16 protein-coding genes are annotated in these 21392 nt (G+C 38.9%); 4 read left to right on the top strand and 12 right to left on the bottom strand.

Annotation, left to right across the window (positions count from 1 at the left end):
- Positions 1–12 precede the first annotated feature (12 nt).
- The 8 genes from ACHUFV_RS19485 to ACHUFV_RS19450 form a co-directional block, all read right to left on the bottom strand.
- Complete coding sequence (locus ACHUFV_RS19485) at positions 13–855, bottom strand: HAD family hydrolase (protein WP_394237013.1); 843 nt, start codon at positions 853–855, stop codon at positions 13–15.
- A 153-nt stretch (positions 856–1008) separates the two neighbouring features.
- Positions 1009–1863 carry an SDR family oxidoreductase gene (locus tag ACHUFV_RS19480; protein WP_394237011.1) on the bottom strand — a complete coding sequence of 285 codons (855 nt, stop codon included), beginning with the start codon at positions 1861–1863 and terminating at the stop codon, positions 1009–1011.
- Between the two features lie 45 nt (positions 1864–1908).
- Entirely contained in the window at positions 1909–2955 is a 1047-nt protein-coding gene (gene uxuA, locus ACHUFV_RS19475) for a mannonate dehydratase (protein WP_394237009.1), read from the bottom strand.
- A gap of 16 nt (positions 2956–2971) precedes the next feature.
- Positions 2972–4390, bottom strand: a complete 1419-nt coding sequence (gene uxaC, locus ACHUFV_RS19470) for a glucuronate isomerase (RefSeq protein ID WP_394237007.1) — start codon at positions 4388–4390, stop codon at positions 2972–2974.
- Between the two features lie 24 nt (positions 4391–4414).
- Positions 4415–5428: a PfkB family carbohydrate kinase gene (locus tag ACHUFV_RS19465; protein ID WP_394237005.1), complete on the bottom strand. Its 1014-nt coding sequence runs from the start codon at positions 5426–5428 to the stop codon at positions 4415–4417.
- A gap of 3 nt (positions 5429–5431) precedes the next feature.
- The gene (locus tag ACHUFV_RS19460) at positions 5432–6073 is read right to left on the bottom strand and encodes a bifunctional 2-keto-4-hydroxyglutarate aldolase/2-keto-3-deoxy-6-phosphogluconate aldolase (protein ID WP_394237276.1); all 642 of its coding nucleotides are present in this window, start codon (positions 6071–6073) and stop codon (positions 5432–5434) included.
- Positions 6074–6397: 324 nt separating this feature from the next.
- The gene (locus ACHUFV_RS19455; RefSeq protein WP_394237003.1) at positions 6398–7114 is read right to left on the bottom strand and encodes a GntR family transcriptional regulator; all 717 of its coding nucleotides are present in this window, start codon (positions 7112–7114) and stop codon (positions 6398–6400) included.
- Between the two features lie 148 nt (positions 7115–7262).
- Positions 7263–8636 carry an MFS transporter gene (locus ACHUFV_RS19450; RefSeq protein ID WP_394237001.1) on the bottom strand — a complete coding sequence of 458 codons (1374 nt, stop codon included), beginning with the start codon at positions 8634–8636 and terminating at the stop codon, positions 7263–7265.
- Between the two features lie 509 nt (positions 8637–9145).
- Between ACHUFV_RS19450 and ACHUFV_RS19445 the strand changes: the two genes are divergently transcribed.
- Entirely contained in the window at positions 9146–10747 is a 1602-nt protein-coding gene (locus ACHUFV_RS19445; RefSeq protein ID WP_394236999.1) for a glucose PTS transporter subunit IIA, read from the top strand.
- Between the two features lie 305 nt (positions 10748–11052).
- Here ACHUFV_RS19445 and uidA read toward each other — a convergent pair whose 3' ends face one another.
- A complete protein-coding gene (gene uidA / locus ACHUFV_RS19440; RefSeq protein ID WP_394236997.1) occupies positions 11053–12852 on the bottom strand; it encodes a beta-glucuronidase in 1800 nt (599 codons plus the stop codon).
- A gap of 275 nt (positions 12853–13127) precedes the next feature.
- Here uidA and ACHUFV_RS19435 point away from each other — a divergent pair, with 275 nt between their 5' ends.
- Entirely contained in the window at positions 13128–14369 is a 1242-nt protein-coding gene (locus ACHUFV_RS19435) for a helix-turn-helix transcriptional regulator (protein ID WP_394236995.1), read from the top strand.
- 499 nt (positions 14370–14868) lie between these two features.
- On the opposite strand, the gene ACHUFV_RS19430 is transcribed toward ACHUFV_RS19435, so the two are convergent.
- Both ACHUFV_RS19430 and ACHUFV_RS19425 read right to left on the bottom strand, forming a co-directional pair.
- The gene (locus tag ACHUFV_RS19430) at positions 14869–15627 is read right to left on the bottom strand and encodes an arylamine N-acetyltransferase family protein (protein ID WP_394236993.1); all 759 of its coding nucleotides are present in this window, start codon (positions 15625–15627) and stop codon (positions 14869–14871) included.
- A 52-nt stretch (positions 15628–15679) separates the two neighbouring features.
- Positions 15680–16555 (bottom strand): LysR family transcriptional regulator, encoded by an 876-nt coding sequence (locus ACHUFV_RS19425; protein ID WP_394236992.1) that lies wholly within the window; start codon positions 16553–16555, stop codon positions 15680–15682.
- 142 nt (positions 16556–16697) lie between these two features.
- On the opposite strand from ACHUFV_RS19425, the gene ACHUFV_RS19420 reads away from it, so the two are divergent.
- Positions 16698–17666 carry a DMT family transporter gene (locus ACHUFV_RS19420; protein WP_394236990.1) on the top strand — a complete coding sequence of 323 codons (969 nt, stop codon included), beginning with the start codon at positions 16698–16700 and terminating at the stop codon, positions 17664–17666.
- 355 nt (positions 17667–18021) lie between these two features.
- Here the strand turns inward: ACHUFV_RS19420 and ACHUFV_RS19415 are convergent, their stop codons facing one another.
- Complete coding sequence (locus ACHUFV_RS19415; protein WP_394236988.1) at positions 18022–19455, bottom strand: LysM peptidoglycan-binding domain-containing protein; 1434 nt, start codon at positions 19453–19455, stop codon at positions 18022–18024.
- 603 nt (positions 19456–20058) lie between these two features.
- Between ACHUFV_RS19415 and ACHUFV_RS19410 the strand changes: the two genes are divergently transcribed.
- Positions 20059–21357, top strand: a complete 1299-nt coding sequence (locus tag ACHUFV_RS19410; RefSeq protein WP_394236986.1) for a CitMHS family transporter — start codon at positions 20059–20061, stop codon at positions 21355–21357.
- Positions 21358–21392: the final 35 nt, after the last annotated feature.

Below are 21392 nucleotides of genomic sequence, written 5' to 3'. Positions count from 1 at the left end.
CCCTCCCGAGCTTTATTTCAAGTTATCATTAAATTCATCTATTAATTTTTGCTGATACTCACCTGCAAAGCTTCCATCAATGAACTTTCCTAAAGCTTCCTCTCTAAAGCGGTCCCAGGAGAACTTTTCTTTTCCCACCAGGATCGGATAGTAAAGAACGCCATTTTGCTCGGCAGCAGACAAATCGCCAGGTGCATCGCCGACCATTAATACATGGGTATTGTCAAAGCCGAACGTTTTCATTTGTTCAATACAGTACGCTTTTGTGCCCGCTTCTTGTCCCAGCATAACGTCAACATGTACAGCCAGTTCATGTCTAGTCCATTCGTCTAAAACAGCGGCACCATTTGCTGAAGAAACAATGGCTACATTGGCAGCATGAGTGGCAGCCTGCAATCCTTCTTTCGCACCTGCAACCGGTTGGTCATTGCCAGCCAGCTTTTCTTCAATCGTACGATTCACAGCATGGCTCCATTCAAGCGCTTTCTTTAACTGTTCATCATTGGTTACCAAGATGGCTCTTTCAAGAGATGGATTGGAAAGTTCATTTGTCGTTTCAGTCCATTTTTTAAAAGAAGAAATATCTGGCATAGAAATACCTTCTGCCTCAAGTGCAGCAAATGTTGTAACGACACCTTTGAAACGGTTGATCCCTCTTGTTTTCGTATATAGATTAAGATCATTCCAGACTTCTAGAAAGTGATCTTTGATGGCATGAAGCTCCCACGTGTTCACTGCCTCTGGTCCGAAGGCTTCTTTATGTTTGACGTCCATCGTATCCATTGCACAGCCGTCAGAATCTACACATACCAAAAAGTCTTTTGTTTTCTGGAATTCTTCTACTCTAACTTTCATCTACGAAACTCCTTTATTCATATTTTGTTTTTACTATTTTTGAAAAAAGGTACTAGATTACCGAATAATGTTCAGTGTTGAACATAATGATAAGGCTGCCAACCCAAATGAATTGGACTAGCAACCTTTTATTTTAAAGAAAAATAGATATCATTAAACTCCTGTGTAAGAAGAGAAACCGCCATCGATTGGAAGAACAACGCCTGTAACAAAGCTTGCTGCTTCTTCGCTTGCTAGATAAAGAATTCCGCCGATTAATTCTTCTGGCTCACCAAATCTTTCCATTGGTGTGCTGTTCAAAATTTTACCTGTACGAGCTGTTGGAGTGCCATCTTCATTAAATAATAATTTTTCGTTTTGCTTTGTAACTAAGAATCCTGGTGCAATGGCATTCACACGGATACCTGTTTTAGCAAAGTAAGTCGCGCACCATTGTGTAAAGTTAGAGATAGCTGCTTTTGCTCCGCTGTAAGCAGGAATTTTTGTTAATGGTGTATATGCATTCATGGAAGATACGTTAATAATGTTCGCACCTTTTTTACCAATCATATCTTTCGCAAAAACCTGTGAAGGAAGTAGAGTTCCTAAGAAGTTTAAGTCGAATACGAAACCAACACCTTTTGGGTCTAGATCAAAGAATGTTTTTAATTCTGGATTCTTTTTCACTTCTTCTTCATTGTAGAATTCATCATCTGTTGAACCTTTAGGATTGTTACCGCCTGCACCGTTTAGAAGGATATCAACTGTGCCTAGTTCTTTTACAATAATTTCACGTGCTTTTTCTAGTGCTTCTTTATCTAATACGTTTGCCGCTACACCGATTGCTTTTCCGCCCGCTTCGTTAATTTCCGCTGCTACCTTATCTGCCGGCTCTTGATTAAGATCCATAATCGCTACCTTTGCACCGCATTCTGCTAAAGCTTTTGCAAAATAAGATCCTAAAACACCGCCGCCGCCTGTTACTACCGCTACTTTATCTGTTAAATCAACTTTAAATGGAACTGTCATGTGAATGATCCTCCTCAAGGAATGATTTATTTTTTTTGAAATATATTATTTACGATTTTTTTGTTCAGCTTCCCATAAACCGTAAAGGTACGTCGCACCTAATGCACGGTCATATAAACCATAGCCTGGCTTACCTGTTTCGCCCCAGATCATTCTTCCATGGTCCGGACGAATTGGACCTGTGTAGTTAAAGTCTGCCATTGCTTTAATCACTTCATACATATCAATAGAGCCGTACACAGATGGATGGGCACTTTCTTGGAATGACAATCCGCCTGTTAGCTTTATGTTACGAGCATGTACAAAGTTTACGCGGTCTTTCTTTCCGAAATAACGCAGCATTTCAGGGAAATCATTCTTTGGTTCTGCACCAAGAGAGCCGCTGCACATGGTTAAACCGTTATACGGGCTGTCATATAGGTTAATAAATCTTTCAAGATTTTCTTTGTTTGTAATGATACGTGGTAATCCAAAGATATCGTATGGAGGATCATCCGGGTGAATCGCCATTTTCACGCCAGCTTCTTCAGCAACCGGAATAATTTCTTTAATAAAGTATTCCAGGTTTTCCCAGAGTTTTTCATGATCTACATTTTTGTAATGGTCAAATAATGTTTGTAAATCCTCTTTCTTATAGCTTGAATCCCAGCCTGGAAGTGAAAGCTCACCTGTTAATGGATCCATTTTCTTCGCCACTTCTTCTTCAAAAATAAGGGCTGTTGATCCATCTGGAAGACGGTACTCTAAATCCGTACGTGTCCAGTCAAAGATTGGCATGAAGTTGTAGCATACAACAGGAATGCCGGCTTTACCAAGATTGCGTAATGTTTCTTTATAGTTTTCAATATATTTATCACGAGTTGGTAGCCCGATTTTGATATCTTCATGAACGGGAACACTTTCAATAACTGAAATGTGTAAACCGGCTTCTTCTACAGTCTTTTTTAATTCTTCAATAGCGTCCATCGGCCAAGCTTCTCCAACCGGGATATCATAAATAGCTGTTACGATTCCTTTCATACCAGGAATTTGACGAATATATTCCAATGAGATTGAATCTGTTTTACCATACCAACGAAAACTCATTTCCATAATTAATTGCCCCCTATTATTTAACTTCAATTGCGAAGTAATTTTTAGCGTTGTTAAAACAAATATTTTCAACTAGCTTTTGTAGTAATGCCGGATCGTTTGGAATTTCACCGCTTTCCACCCATGCTCCAACAAAGTTACATAGTATGCGGCGGAAGTATTCATGTCTGCTATAGGAGATAAAGCTGCGTGAATCTGTCAGCATTCCCACAAAGTGCATGAGTAAGCCTTGATCAGCTAGTGCTGTCAATTGACGGATCATTCCTGGCTTTGTATCGTTAAACCACCAGCCAGAACCAAATTGAATTCTTCCCGCGATTCCTGCTTCGTTCGTTTGGAAGTTCTGAATCGTCGTTCCAAACAATTCGTTATAGACTGGGTTCAGATTATAAAGGATGGTCCTTGGCAGTGAATCCCGCATTTCTAATGCATCTAATAAAGCATTTAACGGTCTTGCTACCTCACCTTGATCACTAATTGAGTCAAAGCCTGCGTCAGCTCCTAACTTTTGGAACATTTTCGTGTTGTTATTACGAATCGCACCAAAATGGATTTGCATCGCCCAATCTCTTTCCTTGTAAGCTTTGGCAAGCGCGAAAAGAATCGCTGTTTTAAATTTCTTTTCATCCTCTACATTTACCTGGCTGCCACTAAGCCCAGATTGGTATATTCCTTCTAATTCACTCTCTTCAAATGAAGCAAATGGAATATCAGATAAACCATGGTCAGAAATTCGACAGCCCTTTTCATGGAAATAGTGAACTCGATCGATCAAAGCTTGAATATACGCTTCATAGCTTGAAAGAGGTTTATCTACAGCTTTTTCAAGAGCTTCAACAAAAGGGATAAATGTCTCTTTATTTATTTCAAGCCCTTTATCAGGACGAAATGACGGAACTACTTTCACATGAAAGTCTGGTAAACTAGCAATTTGTTCATGATACTGAAGATCGTCGGTTGGATCATCAGTTGTACCAATCACTTTTACGTTGGAACGCTTGATGATTTCACGAACTGAATAATTATCCTGCTGTAATAATTCATTGCAGGTGTTCCAAATGGATTCCCAGCTATCTTCATTTAATAGCTCTTCAATCCCAAAGTATTTTTTCAACTCAATATGTGTCCAGTGATACAAAGCATTTCCAAGTGTATAAGGAACGGTCTTCGCCCATGCGGCAAATTTATCCTTAGGATCTGCATCACCCGTTATATATTTTTCATCAATCCCATGCGCTCTCATCGCTCTCCATTTGTAATGGTCGCCTTCAAGCCATAGTTCTGTTATATTGTTAAATTTACGATTCTCAGCAATATCTTTTGGTGATAAATGACAGTGATAATCATAAATGGACATGTTCTTTGCAACCGTGTGATACAACTCAACGGCTGTTGGATTGTTTAATAGAAAGTTTTCATGAATAAATGTGCTCAAATGGTAGCCCTCCTTAGACCTTTATTAGCGGTCAATTGCAAAGGATCGTTGCATAAATTTTTCTACATCCGAGATTGGAACCAGGTTGGCATCTCCTTCAATCGTATGCTTCAGGGCGAAACACCCTAACGCAAATTCAACTGCTTCTTGAGGCTGATATTGATTAATTAAGGAATAAATCATTCCGGCGGAAAATGCATCGCCTGTTCCTACTCGATCAATGATATCGACTTCGACGTCACTTGATTGGTAAAGCTCATGACCATCAAAAAGGAATGCTTGCAAGCGATTGCGATTGACAGAAAGATGAGTCCTTTTTGTCATGGCAATGTATTTCGTTCCAAATTGCCTTTGCATCTCAAACATGATTTTTTTATAATCATCTAAATCAGGTGTTTCAGGTAATTGTTCTTTTATATCTTGTCCATTCGAATCCAATAACTGTAATGGCTCGATTCCAATGCAGACATCAACATCCTTGATTAATTCCGTCATCTTTTTCCGAGCATCCTCGAAAGACCATAAGGCGCTTCGATAATTAAGATCACAGCTCGTTGTTAATCCTTTTTCTTTTGCAGCAGCTAGCGCTTTTTTTGTTAGGTAAAATAGCTCTTCGCTTAATGCCGGCGTGATTCCACTGATATGAAACCAATCGGCATCTGCAAAAATCGCATCAAAATCGTATTCTTCCCGTTTTGACATCGCAAAGGATGAATGCTTTCGGTCATAATAGACCTTAGAAGCTCGAATCGAAAAGCCTTTTTCAAAGAAATAGATTCCCAGTCGTTCTCCTCCGCGGATGACATGGTCTGTTTTCACCCCAAAGCGATTTAATTGCTGGATCGCACTCGTACCAATCGCATGATCAGGTACCTTCGTAACAAAGGAACTATCAAGACCAAATTTCGCTAAAGAAATGGCTACATTTGCTTCCCCACCTCCATAAACTGCATCAAAGGATTGTGTTTGGACAATTTTTTGATAGTTTGGAGCGGATAATCGAAGCATAATTTCTCCTAATGTTACAACCTTCTTCATGGTTTATTCCGCCTTAACAGAAGCGAGCTTTTCTACGAATTGGCGGGCCACTTGTTGTACAGAGCTATAGTCACCATTCGTAACCCCTTTAGTCAGGGCACTTCCAATTCCTACTGCGAACGCACCGTTAGCTACCCATTTATCAATATTATCTATACTTACTCCGCCAGATGGCATTAGCTCCACATGCGGAATTGGTCCTTTTACATCTTTAATAAATCCTGGTCCAAGCAAGCTTCCTGGGAAAAGTTTAATCACATCTGCCCCAGATTCTAACGCCTGCATGATTTCTGTTACAGAAGCACATCCAGGTAAGTAAGGAATCGCGTAACGATTACATACCGTTGCGATGTCACTGCTGAAATGCGGGCTTACAACATAACGTGCACCCTTCATAATCGCGATTCTAGCCGTTTCAGCATCAAGAACCGTTCCAGCACCAACAATCATTTGTGGATCACCGGTTTGTACTAATTCAGCAATCGCATCTTCTGCACCAGGTGTTGAAAATGTAATCTCTAGTGAGCGAATTCCGCCTTGAAATGTCTGCTTTGCGATTTCTACTGCATCCTCTTTATTTTTTCCGCGGATCACCGCTACTAAATAACCCTTATGCATTTCAGTAAGAATTTCATGTTTTTGCAACATGACCATCACCTCTTCTATTTCATTTGTGAACTCGATATTTCACATCATCGTGCTTTCAATCATTTCTTTAACTATGTGAATCACCAAGCACTATTTCATATTTAGGTTCAATCTCTCTTGCATACTTGTATACTAGCATGCAAATAAATAGATTTCAAGTGATTATTTTTTAAAAATAGCTCTGTTCAAGAAATTGTTGATTTTTTAAAGGCGGGTGATTGAAGTGTCGAGGAGGCTGGGCGGTCGCCCTATGGTGCGCGAAGTTCTTGAACGGAAAACCTATAGCTTAGTTTAACAATGCAAATAAAAAAAGCCAGTATCCTATAAGAATACTGGCTTTTCATCTACATATTCGAAATAATTGATATAAGGACTATCCGCTTTATATAAATCAGTCCATAGTTTGGTTGGTTCAACAATATGCATTCTTACGATATCTTCTACCTGGTCACAATCCTTTTGTTCAAGAATTTCCACAATTTGTTGATGCTGCTTAACAGGTTCATCAAAGCTATGACGGATCTCTGATAATAGTCTCATGCGGTTATAATGTGTACTTATTCGAATAATCGCTTCCCAAATATGTTCCTTTTGGTTACCCCTAAAAATGATATGATGGAATTCCTTATCAAGCACATGGAATTCACGTTCTTTTCCTTTTTCCCCAATTAATTCCTCTTGGAGGGCCACATTTTTCTTTAAATCGTACATATCTGTTTTTGGAAAAGATTCACATGCTTGCTTTAAAACCTCTTTTTCCAAAATATATCTCATAAAAGAGGCTTCCTTCAGGAGTTGGGGTTTAATTTTAGATATATAGGTACCCACTTGCGGGATGACTTCTACTAAATGTTCTTCCCGTAATTTTCCTAGAACTTCTCGAATTGGTGTACGGGATAAACGTAACGCTTCTGCCAATTCAATTTCACTTATTGCCTGTCCTGGTTCTAATTCTAAAGACATGATTGAATCTTTTATCACTCGATATGCATAGTCTTTATTATTTTCTCCAGGAAGCTTTGGCGATACTGTAATCATCATGTTACACTCCCTATTTAAGACCATTTCTTTTTCATCATATCATGGTTAACAGCTTGTATACAAATAGAACAATATAGAAAACAAAAAGATAGTTAACGAAAAATTAACTATCTTCTTATTGTAAATCTATTAGGATAACGCTACATTAAGCAGACTGTGTAGCAGATTTTTGCTCTCTCTTTTCAGCTAAATCAGCTGCTAGCTGTTCTGTGCGTTTTTTATTTAACGGATAAAGGAATACAATGATTAAGAAAACTACTCCAAGGACTGCTGCCGGCACTAGCGTACCAAGCATATGAATGCCGCTAAGCGTTTCAGCTGTTTGTGAAGCAAGCTCAGAATTGTAGCCTACAGCTGCAATGGCTGCACCACCAACACCACCAGCAACCGCTTGTCCAAGCTTACGAGCCATTGAATAGATGGCATAGACCGTTCCATCTTCACGTAAACCAGTTAGATATTCGTGGTAATCAATAACATCTGTAACGAATGCCCAAATCACCAGATTGAACGTACCGTAACCAAGCATCGCAACAGTTAGGATCGCGATAAATTGTGTTGCATTTAAGTTTGGCAGCAAATATAAAACGCCATAAACAGCAGCAGCTACTAATAAGCCTGCAGATGCAACTTCCTTTTTACCGAACCTTTTAACTAATTTTTGAATAAATGGTGCCACAACAAATACTGCTGCAGATTGTAGAAGGCCAACCATACTTAAAGCTTTCGCGCTTCCGAAGTAATCCTTAAATAAGTAAACGTTAACTGTACCGATTAACATAAAGACAACCATGAAAGCTAAAGAACTGATAAGGAACCACATAAGCGGTTTGTTTTTCACTAAGCCTTTCATTGTTCCGCCTTTTTTGGCTTGTGCCTTCGCAGTCTCATCAATAACAACACGTTCAACAGATAATTTATAACAAGCCAAGTAACAAGAAATCGCTAATATACCGAAAATGATAGCTCCTAGTAAAAAGCGACTTGGTACCGCTTTGTTGTCTACAAATAGAATGATTGGTCCCACAACATTAATAATTAATCCAGCTAATTGTGCTCCAATTGTTCTCCAAGAAGATAAAGCAGTACGTTCTACTGGATCAGCTGTGATAACCGATGCCATTGAACCATAAGGAATGTTAACTGTACTATATAATGTTCCCCAAAGAATATAGGTTACGTAAGCATAAGCAAGATAAAATCCATGAGACAATCCAGGAATATACACAAACATTAAAATACCTGAGATGACTAACGGGAAAGACATTCTTAAAATCCAAGGTCTAAATTTACCATGTTTGCCTGTTTTTCTTGTATCAATGAAGCGGCCCCATGCCATATCAGCAAATGCATCCCACACACGAGCAACCATAAATAGCACACCGACTGCTGCAGGATTAAGATGAAAAACATCAGTATAAAATACCATTAAAAATGCCATTACAAGAATAAAAAAGAAATCGTTTCCAAAATCTCCAAATAAATAACCTAGCTTGTCTCTCATACCAAATTTACGCATTACGTTTCACCCCTATAGTTTTAATTGAAATACTGGTTAAAGCGATTACATTTTTAATAAGAAAAGAAAAGTTCAAAAAGAAAAAGGATAGACGGAACTTATATACTAGTATGCCAGAACTTTCTAAGGCTTCCCTATTCAACTTAGAGTTGCAGTAGGAGTTCGCGACCTCCTGTTTGATATACTAGTATACTAGCATGCATAAATAGTGTTTGGCAATAAAAAAATGTAATCGTTAACAATTTGTTCGAAATTTAATTAATAAAATTGCTTGTTAGCTATAGTTAGCCTTAAATCTAAAATAAATTTTTTATAGTAATTATGAAAGCGCATGATAAATGAATTGAAAGGGTTTACAACATTTGTGAAGTGATAAACAATATCTAGACAAAAAATACGGTACGCTTGTATACTAGTATGCAAAGAAGAGTGGTTTTTCTTAGTGTTGAAAATACTAATAGAAAACGTTCTCTATTTTATCAAGAAAATTTCAAGAAGGAGAGCACAAAATGGAAGCAAAATTGACTAACGATTCAGCAGAGCAAAAAGAAACAATGATGAATAAAATATTAGGTACTGTCAGTGGAAGTTTCGCTCCTATCCTAGGGGTCCTTGCTGGTTCTGCCTTAATTACAGCCTTACTTTCTCTATTAAAAACATTAGGCTGGATCAATCCTGAAAGCGGAACCTATATGATCCTTGCTGCGGCAGGACATGCTATTTTTTACTTTTTCCCAGTATTCCTTGGAATCACCATGGCGAACAAGCTAGGGGCCAGTGGATATGTAGGTGGAGCAATCGGTGCAGCACTGTTGGAACCTCATATTACTGATTTAGTTGCCAAAGGGGCACAGGATGTATCTTTCCTAGGAATTCCTGTTATACTGGCAAACTACTCCTCAACTGTTTTTCCAATCTTAATTGCGGTTTCTATTTACGCGCTGTTAGATAAGCTTTTGAAAAAAGTGATTTATAAAGATTTACAAATGTTTATTAATCCAATGATTTCATTAATAATTATTGTGCCTTTAACTATTCTCGTTTTTGGACCATTTGGTACGTATGTCGGCGAAGCCTTATCTATCGTTGTTCAATTCTTGAGCTCAAAGAGTGGCCTGTTAACTGGAGCAATCATTGGAGCTGCCTGGTCATTCCTTACCATTGTTGGTCTCCACTGGGCTGTTATTCCAATTGCTCTTGCTAATCTTGCGGCGACTGGCATGGATCCAATTATCCCCATGGCGGCTGCAGCTCCTTTTGCTCAAATCGGATTAGGTCTTGGCGTTTTCTTTAAAACGAAGGATAAAAACTTGAGAACACTTGCTGGATCTGGTCTGCTTCCTAGTGCTTTTGCAGGGACAACCGAGATCATCACATATGGGATTCTTGTCCCTTACAAACGAACCATGCTTTATGTTGCCATTGCCGGGGCAATTGGCGGGGCGATTATTGGCTCCCTCGGCGTAGCAGGTACAGGCTTTGCTTTGCCAAGCTTCTTATCTATTCCTGTTTTTACACCAATGGGACTTTTCTTACTTGGTACATTAACCTCTTTATTCATCGCCATGATTCTAACGATTGTGTTTGGCTATGAAAGTAAAAATAATGCAGTCGCTAAAAATACAGTCAAAGATTTTGTAATTGGGAATGTAAAGAGAGAAACCATTTCAAGCCCATTAAGCGGAGAAATCGTTTCATTAAGCACGATAGCTGATCCTTTATTTTCTACGGAAACGGTCGGGAAAGGAATCGCGATTGTCCCTACAAAGGGAGAAGTCGTTTCCCCTGTTGATGGCGTGGTGACCACAATCTTTCCAACACAGCATGCTATTGGTGTGACTTCAGCAGCTGGAGCGGAAATCTTGATTTATATCGGTTTGAATACCGTTCATTTAAAAGGAGAATTTTTCCACTCCCTTGTGAAGCAATGGGATTATGTTAAAAAGGGTGATTTGCTTATTCAGTTTGACATTGAAAAGATTAAAGATGCAGGCTATGATGTAAAAACCCCTGTCGTTATTACAAATACGAATCAATATGAAGAGGTGGTTCTCGTTAAGGACGGAGAGGTCCATGCGAAGGACGACGAGCTGCTTAAGCTGGTGGTTTAGTTGAAAAACGGTGAGGGAATTGCCCTCACCGTTTTTATTTTTGGCCCTGATATCTTCTTTGTTGGACATTCGTGTAGATATTTAAATTCATAGACGGAGAATTTCCGGCTAAATGTATTTTGTGGGGCTTTTTAGCAGATATAAGCGGAGATATTCCGATTAGTGGCTCTAAATAAGGAAAAATCCAAAGGTTTCGATAAGATAAACGGAAAAACTCCTTTTATTATTAGGGAAATATAGGTATTTCCCTATTTAATCGGAATTCTTCCGTTTATTTTCCAATCAAAATCAAGTTAGATCGGCGACTATTTTTTATAGCCAAAATCCGGTATGTTATTCCAACGATCGCTTAAATAACGGACGACCATTTTCGGTTCTCTTTCGCGAGTGAAAATACCCTTTTTATTTCCTTGTACACGCTGGATACCAAATTTGGTTTGGAAATCAGCAAAATTCCATAGTTGTTCCCCAACAAAGTTAGCGATCTCATCAAAGACTTTGCTATTCATACGATAGTAGTCCTCTTGATATTCTTCAGAGAATGGCTCGCCGTATGCACTGTGGAAACCAGCTACCGTATCCGCACCATATTCCGTATACATAATTGGTTTATCAGGATATTTCTCCTGCCACTCTAACAACTCTTTGCGGGTCTCTTCTTCCGCTTTACTTAGATCACCTGTTTGTAAATACCAGCCATAATAGCGGTTTAACGCGATGACATCCACTAAATCTGTACATTTATCGGCATCTGGCGTTGCCATCAGAATATTGACAAAGGTACACGGACGCTGTTGTGGATCAAGCTGACGAGCAAGATTGAATAATGGTTCAAAATACTCGTGTGCCCCCTCAATATGAGAAGCAGGCTCATTGGCAATCGACCACATCACGACACAGGCATGATTTTTATCACGATCAATTAATTCACGAATCACCTGCTCGTGGGCTTCTGTTGTCTGGAGAACGCTCCAAGTGGAGTGGGCATTTTTTCCGCTTAAATCAAAGCCAAAGCCGTGGAATAAGCCAACCGCCGGTGTTTCGTCAATAACGACAATTCCTTCACGATCACATAAACGCATCATTTCCTCTGAATATGGATAATGAGACGTACGGAAGGAGTTCGCACCCATTTTTTTCATCAAATTAATATCAAGCACATTGTATGCTTCATTTAAGCCGCGGCCCTGTACAAACGTATCTTCATGCTTACCAAAGCCTTTGAAATAGAATGGTTCACCGTTGATTAGGAATTTACCGCTTGCTACTTCAATTTTGCGGATACCAAATGTCTCTTCATAAACATCAACCGTTTCTCCGCCTTTGACGCCTTCTACCTTTGCTGTATAAAGATAGGCATTCAGCGGCTGCCAGAGCTGAACATTTTCAATTGTCACACTCGTATCATTTCCAGATGCTTGAGCCACTTGCTTGCCCTCTTCATCTAAAATGGTTATCCGCACTTCATCAAACGCTCCTGCTGCTTTAACAGAAAAATGAACATCCGCTTTTTTTGCTGCTAAATCAACGTTTGGTACGATCGCAATATCTTCAATGTAATCGCGTGGAGTCGTATACATTTTGACTGGACGATGCAGCCCCGCATAGTTAAAGAAATCAAAGTTTTCATCTACTTTACGAATGATCCGTCCATTCTCATCCTTCTCCTCACTATAGTTGCCAACTGGCAGGGTTGAGTAATCTAATAAATTGCTTATTTTCACAGTTAGACGGTTGAGACCATCTACTACAAACTCATTTATTTCAACTTCAAAAGGAGTAAATCCGCCTTTATGGTGAGTGATTTCCTTGCCGTTTAGATACACCCATGCTTCATGAGTAGCAGATCCAAAACGCAGGACTAATCGTTCATTACGTAGGATTTGAGCCACCGTAAATTCTTTTTCATACCAAATATAACCGCTGTGCTCACGGGCTTCTTTTACCACTGTCTGGTCATTAAATGACGCAGGAACAGCCACTACCTCATTGGTTGGAAGCGGTTGTGATACTTCAATCGGTTCCACTTCTTTATCAATCATAAACTTCCAAATTCCACTTAAATCTACAACGACACGACTTTCTGTAGCTATTGGATATAACATATGATTTCCTCCGTTCATGTTAAGTGAAATACTTCTACTACTAGTGCTGCATGTTTATCCTTTTATATAGTTCTCTTTCATAGGAATATATAAACCAATATTCCTGTAGGATAATTTTTTTTATCAAAGCCTCTTTTGTAAGGGCTTTAATTTACGTTCATTATAATAAATCGCCTTCTATTTTAATCGTTTTTTTTTTACACAATTAGCAATTATATTGTTTTTTATCATTTTAAAAGATACATTTAAATGGGAAAAGAAAGGGGAATTTGTACGTGAAAAAAGGGAAGCATGAAGAATTAAGTAAGATAGCGCAAATGTTAAACTCTACGACCAAAATGGATACGATTGTCATTGATCCTAATGGAAATGCCTTGTTTCAATTGATCAACCATCCGATTCCTTCCGTGTTAGCCTATCCGGAAAATGAGTCGATGTATTTTAATGAAATCCTTAGTAAAAGGCCATCGAATTATTATTTCCACTATATTAATACATATGGTCTTGAATATATGGCTTCCGGCATTTGGAAGGGTCAATCCTTTCTTGGCAGCCTCGCTGTAGGTCCTTTCATTTCAAGTATCTCCATTGCAGATCGTATAAAGGATATTATTTCTAAAAACAACCTGCCTGTAGCTGAGCGTAAGCATTTGGAGCAATTTTATCAATCGCTGCCTGTTTTAGGTGAGGTGGAATACAAGCACCTAGGAGAATTGCTTGTGAATCTATGCGGCCATGACTATATAAGCTCTCAGCTCATTTCCTCTGAAGCATCGGTACCCTTATTAAACCAGGATCGTCTAAAGGTAAGCATTGAGGAAAACAAGGATATAATCGAACGGAGATATGAAAATCAAAATCAGCTAATGGATGCCTTAGCAAGAGGCGATAAAGCAGAGGTCAATCATCTCACCCATACAATGTCCGGAATTATTGAATTTTCTAATCGCATCCCTGAAAGTCCCATTCGGTCCTCTAAAAATATGAGTTTCGTGCTGAATACGTTATTTAGAATTGCGGCCGAAAGAGGGGGTGTCCATCCCGTTTATCTTCATAACATATCCGAACGATTTGCGATATTGATTGAAAGAACAACGAACATTCCGGATTTGAATAAGCTGATCACCTTAATGGCAAATGAATATTGTGACCTGGTAAACACATATGCCACAGGACATTATAGTTCGATAGTAAAAAAGGCAGTAGATTATATTAAGTTGAATTTAGGAAATAATCTATCACTGAATATACTAGCGAAGGAAATACATGTGAACCCCTCCTATCTTTCACGGAAATTTAAAGAAGAAACAGGCATGAATATAAGCGAATTCATTAATCAAGAGAGAGTAGAGGAAGCAAAATTATATTTACGAAGAGGAAATATATCAATCACTGATATTGCCTTTTTGGTAGGGTATAATGATTTAAATTACTTTAGCAAGGTATTTAAAAAAATCACATCCGTTACCCCGTCACAATATGCAGATGGAATTGGACTAGGGGGACCTCGACCCTAGCGATCGCTTTAAGAGTAACTGGGGAGACAGTTCGAAGTTGCTGAAAAAGTGTCTCATTTTGCAAAATGAGACAGGTATTGCACGAAATCCGTTAGTGCTGTCCAAAATCAATTGTGATGAGAATAATAAGCTACTTGCTTCGGTAGCCTATAAGGAGGATAGGCGACCGTAATCGGTTCATTGCTCTTGCTTCGGTAGCCTACAAGGGGGATAGGCGACCGTAATCAGTTCATTGCTCTTGCTTCGGTAGCCTATAAGGGGGATAGGCGACCGTAATCGGTTCATTGCTCTTGCTTCGGTAGCCTATAAGGGGGATAGGCGACCGTAATCGGTTCATTGCTCTTGCTTCGGTCGCCTATAAGGGGGATAGGCGACCGTAATCAGTTCATTGCTCTTGCTTCGGTAGCCTATGAAAAAGCGCCACGGGGACGGGTTCCGTGGCACAATTTTATTTAATTCAGACCGCGGGACCCGTTCCTGTGGTTCTTCCCCAGCTCGGCTAAAGCTTCAATTGAAAGTAGCGTTGAACCTTTTCAGCGATCTCATATTCTTCTAATTTTACTTTTGTTTTTTCTCTACCTTTAACAATGATTAAGGTGTTTCCTACCAGCGTGATACGCCCTTCTTCCGTTACTCGGGACAAGAAATACATTTTATTAAACTTAGATTCAGGTGATGTTTCAGTCAGCACACATACTGGATAAATCGTATCTAAATTCCATTTATCTGAAGGTGACTCAAAACGATATTGTGTTTCCCACTCGTCATCAGTCTTTTTTTGCAAATAGAAGAATGGTTGGGCTTCGTCTCTTTTCACACGGTAATTCCCATCACTATCGATGACTTCCTCTCCACTTATTGGAACAGGCAGCCGCGGGCAATTCCCGCCAAACCCAACGTCCACCAAATATTCATTGTCTTCAAGTGGAACGATGATGAACAGATGTCCATTCTCAAGCGCCCAATTTCCATCTCCCTTATGTACAGTACCTGCCATTAGATAAGCGCTAAAACCAAGCTCCTTTAGCAGATGAAAAAATAATCCGTTTAGCTCATAACAAACGCCCCCATGCTGATCGAGGACCATTTTTTTATAGAGAATCTCTGGACTTAAAGAGAGAGGCTTTTTATTCATAATATCCAAATTCTCAAAGTGAACGTTAAGTACATGCTGCTTTTGAAGATGTGACAAATAAACAAGATTCAACTCATCTTTCCTTATCGCATGAATACGATCTAAATAGTTATCTATGTTCATGTTTAGCCCCGATTCTAGACTGCGGGGACGGGGCCCGCAGCTCAAATTTCGCTCAAACGATTCCGCGGGACCCGTCCCCGTGGTTCTCTTTGATTGTTTCGATGAATTTTTCAATGGTTGAGGTTAGAAAGGTGTCGGCTCTTCTGATAAAGACGGTTTTGATTTTGCTGTATTGGTCTGGAAGTGTGTGACATTGGATAAGCCCGCTTTGTTCCATATGGGCGACGGCTGACCTAGGAACGAATGTAATACCAAGTCCCATGGCAACGCTTTGCAGGATGGTTTCTAATGTACCGAATTCCATGATCTTTTGTGGCGTGACGTTTTGGTCTTTATACCACGCCTTCAGACGTGCGCGGTATCCACAGCCTTTACTAAAGCATAAAACAGGCAGCCCATTCAACTCTTCTAATGTGGTGGCATTCCGATCGGAGATGAGGACAAGCTCTTCTTGAAACACCTCATGCGATACAAGATCAGGGTGAAAGTCTGCTTCAGTCACAAACGCGCCGTCCAGCTTATGATGTAATACCTCTTCCTCTAGCTTTTCCGTCACGCCAGTAAAGAGTGATAAATCAACATTCTTATACTTCTTAATATAGGAGGATAATATTTTGGGCAAATGAATCACCGTTTCAACTGTTCCTATTTCTAATTTTCCAGACGGTTCCTCTTTATTCTGGACGACCTTTTTCATTTCATCTGTTAACGATAATATTTTCTCACTATAGGATAATAGCTTTTTTCCCTCAGGCGTCAATGTCATCCCGCGGCGATGCCGGTTAAACAAAGGAGTATTCAGCTCCGTTTCGAGCTTCTGAATTCTCGATGTAATGTTTGATTGCACATAGCTTAACGCTTTTGCCGCTTCTGTGATGGTCCCCTTTTCCGCTACTATTTGAAAAATTTCCAGGTCCTTAAATTCCAAATCCCCCACCCTTTTACCATTTACATATTTACCACCATAATATCAATAAAAATGATACTAATCATCATTTTTATTCATTTTACAAGATGTCAAAAAAGTCAGAAGATAAGTATGTCAAATTTGTGAAGGAGGTAGAAAAGGGTTGAAAAATAGTGTTTGGTTAGGAGCTATTCTATGTTTTATTGCGGCAGTATCGTGGGGAGCCATGTTTCCTGTAGCACATGAAGCTTTTAAATATATTGATCCCTTCTATTTTACAATCATTCGTTATGGATCTGTTACAGTCATTTTAGTATTGATACTCTGGTGGAAAGAAGGCAAGCAGGCTTTTCGATTAGAAGGAAAAGGCCTTCACTTGTGGTTTTTCGGTACAATGGCGTTTGCCGTTTATAATCTTTTGATTTTCTGGGGAGAAAATTTATTAGGTGAACCGGGTGTGATGGTGGCATCCATTATGGAGTCACTCATGCCAATGATTTCGATCGTGATTGTATGGATGTTTTTTAAAAAAAGACCCCATCTCTTCACATTACTTTGTGTCCTATTGTCATTTGTCGGTGCAGTGCTGGTGATTACAAAAGGTGATATTCGAGCATTTCTAAGTGCAACGGATCATTTTATCCCATCCATGCTCATCTTAATTGCCGTGATTGGATGGGTAATTTACACGATGGGCGGCAGTGAGTTTAGCAGCTGGTCCGCACTGCGGTATTCAACGTTAAGCTGTTTACTTGGAACGGTGACAGCCGCTGTTATTGTTGCGGGCGCAACGCTTTTTGGCAGCCTATCCGTCCCATCAGAAAGTGACATCAAAGCAGTAAGCCCGCATCTATTGTTTATGATTCTGTTTCCCGGCGTCATTGCACTGCTTGGCTGGAACATCGGGGTGAGTATCCTATCACCATTAAATGGACTGCTGTTTATTAACTTTGTTCCCGTTACAACCCTTACCATTTCCATTTTCCAAGGGAATGAAATAACAATATACGATCTACTTGGTACGATCTTCATCATCGTTGCACTATTCTCGAACAACATCTTTGTCAGAATGCTACAAAAGAAAGAAACAAAACAACGCGTTCAAACAAAACTGCGTGAACAGATATCTTAAGAAGCATGGGGTTTTTTCGAGAAGCAGGGGGACGGTTCTCTTGCTTCCAATGGACCACTGGGCCACGTTGTCCCTACAAAAAAATGAATCAAGGAACGCTCTGTGAGAGGTTTGAATCTCAGTTGAGCTTTCTTTGTGTTTAATCATAGAGAAACATGGGGACGGTTCGAGGCTGACGGAAACCTGTTAAATTTGTGTCAATGGAAGGTACTTTGCAATATAAAAATAAAGGAATCTGATTATCTGCATATTGTAGGCAATCAGATTCCTTTATTCTTTAAAATGAGCATTTCAGCAGCTCCGGACGGTTCCTGCCTATCATATTGGAAGCAGCAGAACCGTCCCCATGCTTCCTTTATTTATACGAGATTAATCGCATTTGTTGGCCTCTTTTTGCTTGGAGTGTTAAGGTTACTGTTTTCCCTTGCAGCTTAGATATTTCATTCATCAAAGTTTCAGATGCCCCTGCACCATGGGTTTTTCCATCTGATGTGATAAAATGAAAAGCTCCAGGTTCTAGACCAGTTATTTGAGCTACTACATTTATTTGATTTAAAGAGGCTGCTACTGCTTCAGGAATCTTAATAGCTTGTCCAACTTTCAGTTTCGTTGGTTCGACTGCTGGGTTTAGTTCTTGTATAATCGAGGCGGAAACCCCTAACGTTCTTCCAATTTTAGTGAGAGTATCTCCTCTTTTAATCACATATTCTAATGGACTATTATTTTTACTATCTTTAGTTGATACTGGCTTATTATTCGTTAAATAGGATTCACTAACAAATGCTGTTTTGCTTTTGAATTCAATCTTGGCCCACCCATTTTTTATGTTTTTTACGGACACAGCATCGTTTAATTTTAGCTTCCCTACTATTGAACTGCTAGTAGATGCTGATTCCCTTACTCTCAACGAAGTCGCCGTCACATACATGGTTTTTTCTTGCGATTCAATTGTACCAACAGTAGTAGAAGTTGTTACAGGGACATTAATTTTTTGACCAATTTTCAGCTTTGTTGGATCGACTGTTGGGTTAAGCTCCTGAATAGCTGAGGTAGTTAAACCAAATGTTCTACCAATTTTAGCAAACGTATCACCACTTTTAATTATGTATACAGTTGAACTAGTAGACGCGTTAGATTTCCCCATTTCTTTTTTTGTAAGATAATCAGAACTAACATAATAAAGTCTTCCTTTGATCAGAATACCAGCCCAACCATTTTCCTCAAATGAAACTTTAACCATATCTCCTTTTTGATATTTTGTAATAATACTACTTTCTGTATTCGGACGGGATCGGACATTTAGTATTCCAGCTGTTACCACTTTGTCTTGCACTTTAGGTAAAAGAATTTTTTGACCATCTTTCGGAGTTATTCCATTGGCATCCAATATTCCTTGTACGGTTACACCATGATCCCTAGCGATATTTTCGATTGTATCACTGTTTTTTACCTGGTATGTATATTCCTGAACCCATGCTGCATTCGTTGAAATCGTGTTTAAACCAAGAATAATCGTAAAAATCCCGGTCACGACTAGTTTTTTTACTGGATTTTTTTGAATCCAGCGGTTTATTTGTGAGACATATGTATTCCAATTATCACTTATATCATTGAGGAATCCTTTAATATCTAAAACATTCCGTATATCAAAAAGAGTTGTGCTTTTATAATATAATCGTTTTTCCATTCTTGAAGAGAAAACCGGTTCTATATTGGTATATTCTCTTTTGCCATGAGTTTCCTTTCTATGTAATACTAAGTTCCCGTTTTCAAATAATTCTTTCGTCATAATGATAAAAATCTCCTATTCTTCCGTTATGGGTTAAAAACTTTAAATGTTGTCCTTTTTATACATGTCACCAAATAATCTCATTCTCCCTTAACAGGATTCGGATATTTATGTCGTTTTCTGTCTGTAATTTGTCGAATAATAGGAAAAATAACCATATATAACCATAGTTAACCATAAAAAGGAATGATAACCATTCATTTGTAATAGTTATTTATTATTATAAAAATTCCAGATTATTAGGGAACGCAGAAGAGTTGGACCACAGGGCTGAGTCCCTCAGGCTTTGACAGCGGGGACGGACCCCTTCCTTTTATAAAAAATTCTTATAAAATAGTTTTTTACTATATATATTTTCAATGGTATAATGGAAAATATTTTATTTTTTGATTATTTTTTCATATCCGGGGTTTGTCAAAGGTACATAGTTTGGATGGAAACAAGAGAATTATTTTTCTTTATAATTATCTGAATATTTTATTGATTCATTTAATTAACAGGAGCACTTTTTATTTAGAAAGAATTGCTTCATTACGAATAAGGGACTTTTTTAAAAATGTTTAGGTTTTAAATGGTTTCGTTTTTTAAGGGGGAAATGTTAAAATGTTGTCTTTTTTGGGCTTTTGTATGATAGCCACTTTTCTTTTATTAGTTATTTCTAAGCGTTTTTCAGTCATTGTTGCTTTCGTCTTTGTTGCTGTAGCTTTTGCCTTAATCGGCGGTTTTAGCGCAGACATGGGACAGATGATGTTTGATGGTATGATAAAGGTTGCTCCTACGGCAATTATGATTGTTTTTGCCATTTTATATTTTGGACTGATGATTGATGTTGGCTTATTTGATCCAATGATTAAAAGAATTCTTCGTTTAGTTAAAGGAGATCCATTAAAGGTTGTCTTGGCAACTGCAGTTATTACCATATTAGTAGGATTGGATGGAGACGGATCATCAACGTTTATGATTTCCGTTTCAGCGATGCTTCCGCTCTATCAAAGATTGGGTATGAATCGTCTGATTTTAGCATGTGTTGTTGCATTAGCTGCAGGAGTTATGAATATGATTCCGTGGGGAGGACCTTTGGTAAGGGCGGCGGCCAGCCTTCAGGTAGAAATTAATGATTTATTTATTCCTCTTATCCCAGTTATGATTGCGGGGCTCTTATGGACACTTTTTTCAGCCTATATACTTGGCAAAAAGGAACGGGAGCGATTAGGCGTTATTCAACTGGAGTCTACTCCGGCTTTCGCAGAACAAGCTGCAGCACTTGATATCGATAATAAGTCTTCTAAACTATTTTGGTTTAACTTACTTTTAACTCTTGCTCTTATGGTTATGTTAGTCATGGAAGTACTGCCGATTCAGATTTTGTTTGCCACTGCCTTTGCCATTGCCTTGTTTGTAAACTTTCCAAATCCAGCTAAACAACAAGAGCAGATTTTGAGTCATGCAAACAGCTTTGTCACGATTTGTACTCTAGTATTCGCAGCAGGAATTTTTATAGGCGTATTTACTGGAACAAAAATGATGGACTCCATGGCAGCAACCATTGTTTCCGTTATTCCTGATTGGCTTGGACCACATATGCCTTTAGTTGTTGCGCTTACTAGTCTTCCTCTTGGCTTTGTCTTTTCTCCTGATACCTATTACTTTGGAATTCTTCCAATTCTTAGTGAAACAGCATCTAGCTTTGGAATTGATCCAGTGGAAATAGGACGGGCAGCTCTTTTGGGTCATTCAACAACAGGATTCCCACTGTCTCCTTTAGTTCCTGCCACATTTATCCTGATTGGATTAGTGGGAGTGGATTTTGGGGAACATCAAAAGTTTCTGTTTAAATGGGCGTTTGGAACGACAATTGTCATGACCATAACAGCCATTCTGATAGGGGCGATTCCATTCTAAATAAAGAACCACGGGGACGGGTTCCTCGGCCTATC

The sequence above is a fragment of the Niallia oryzisoli genome, assembly GCF_043641075.1.
In the GTDB taxonomy this organism is placed as follows: Bacteria; Bacillota; Bacilli; order Bacillales; family Cytobacillaceae; genus Bacillus_BD; species Bacillus_BD oryzisoli_A.
The sequence above is the reverse complement of the archived record's forward strand: the minus strand, read 5'-3'. Positions and strand labels throughout refer to the sequence as shown.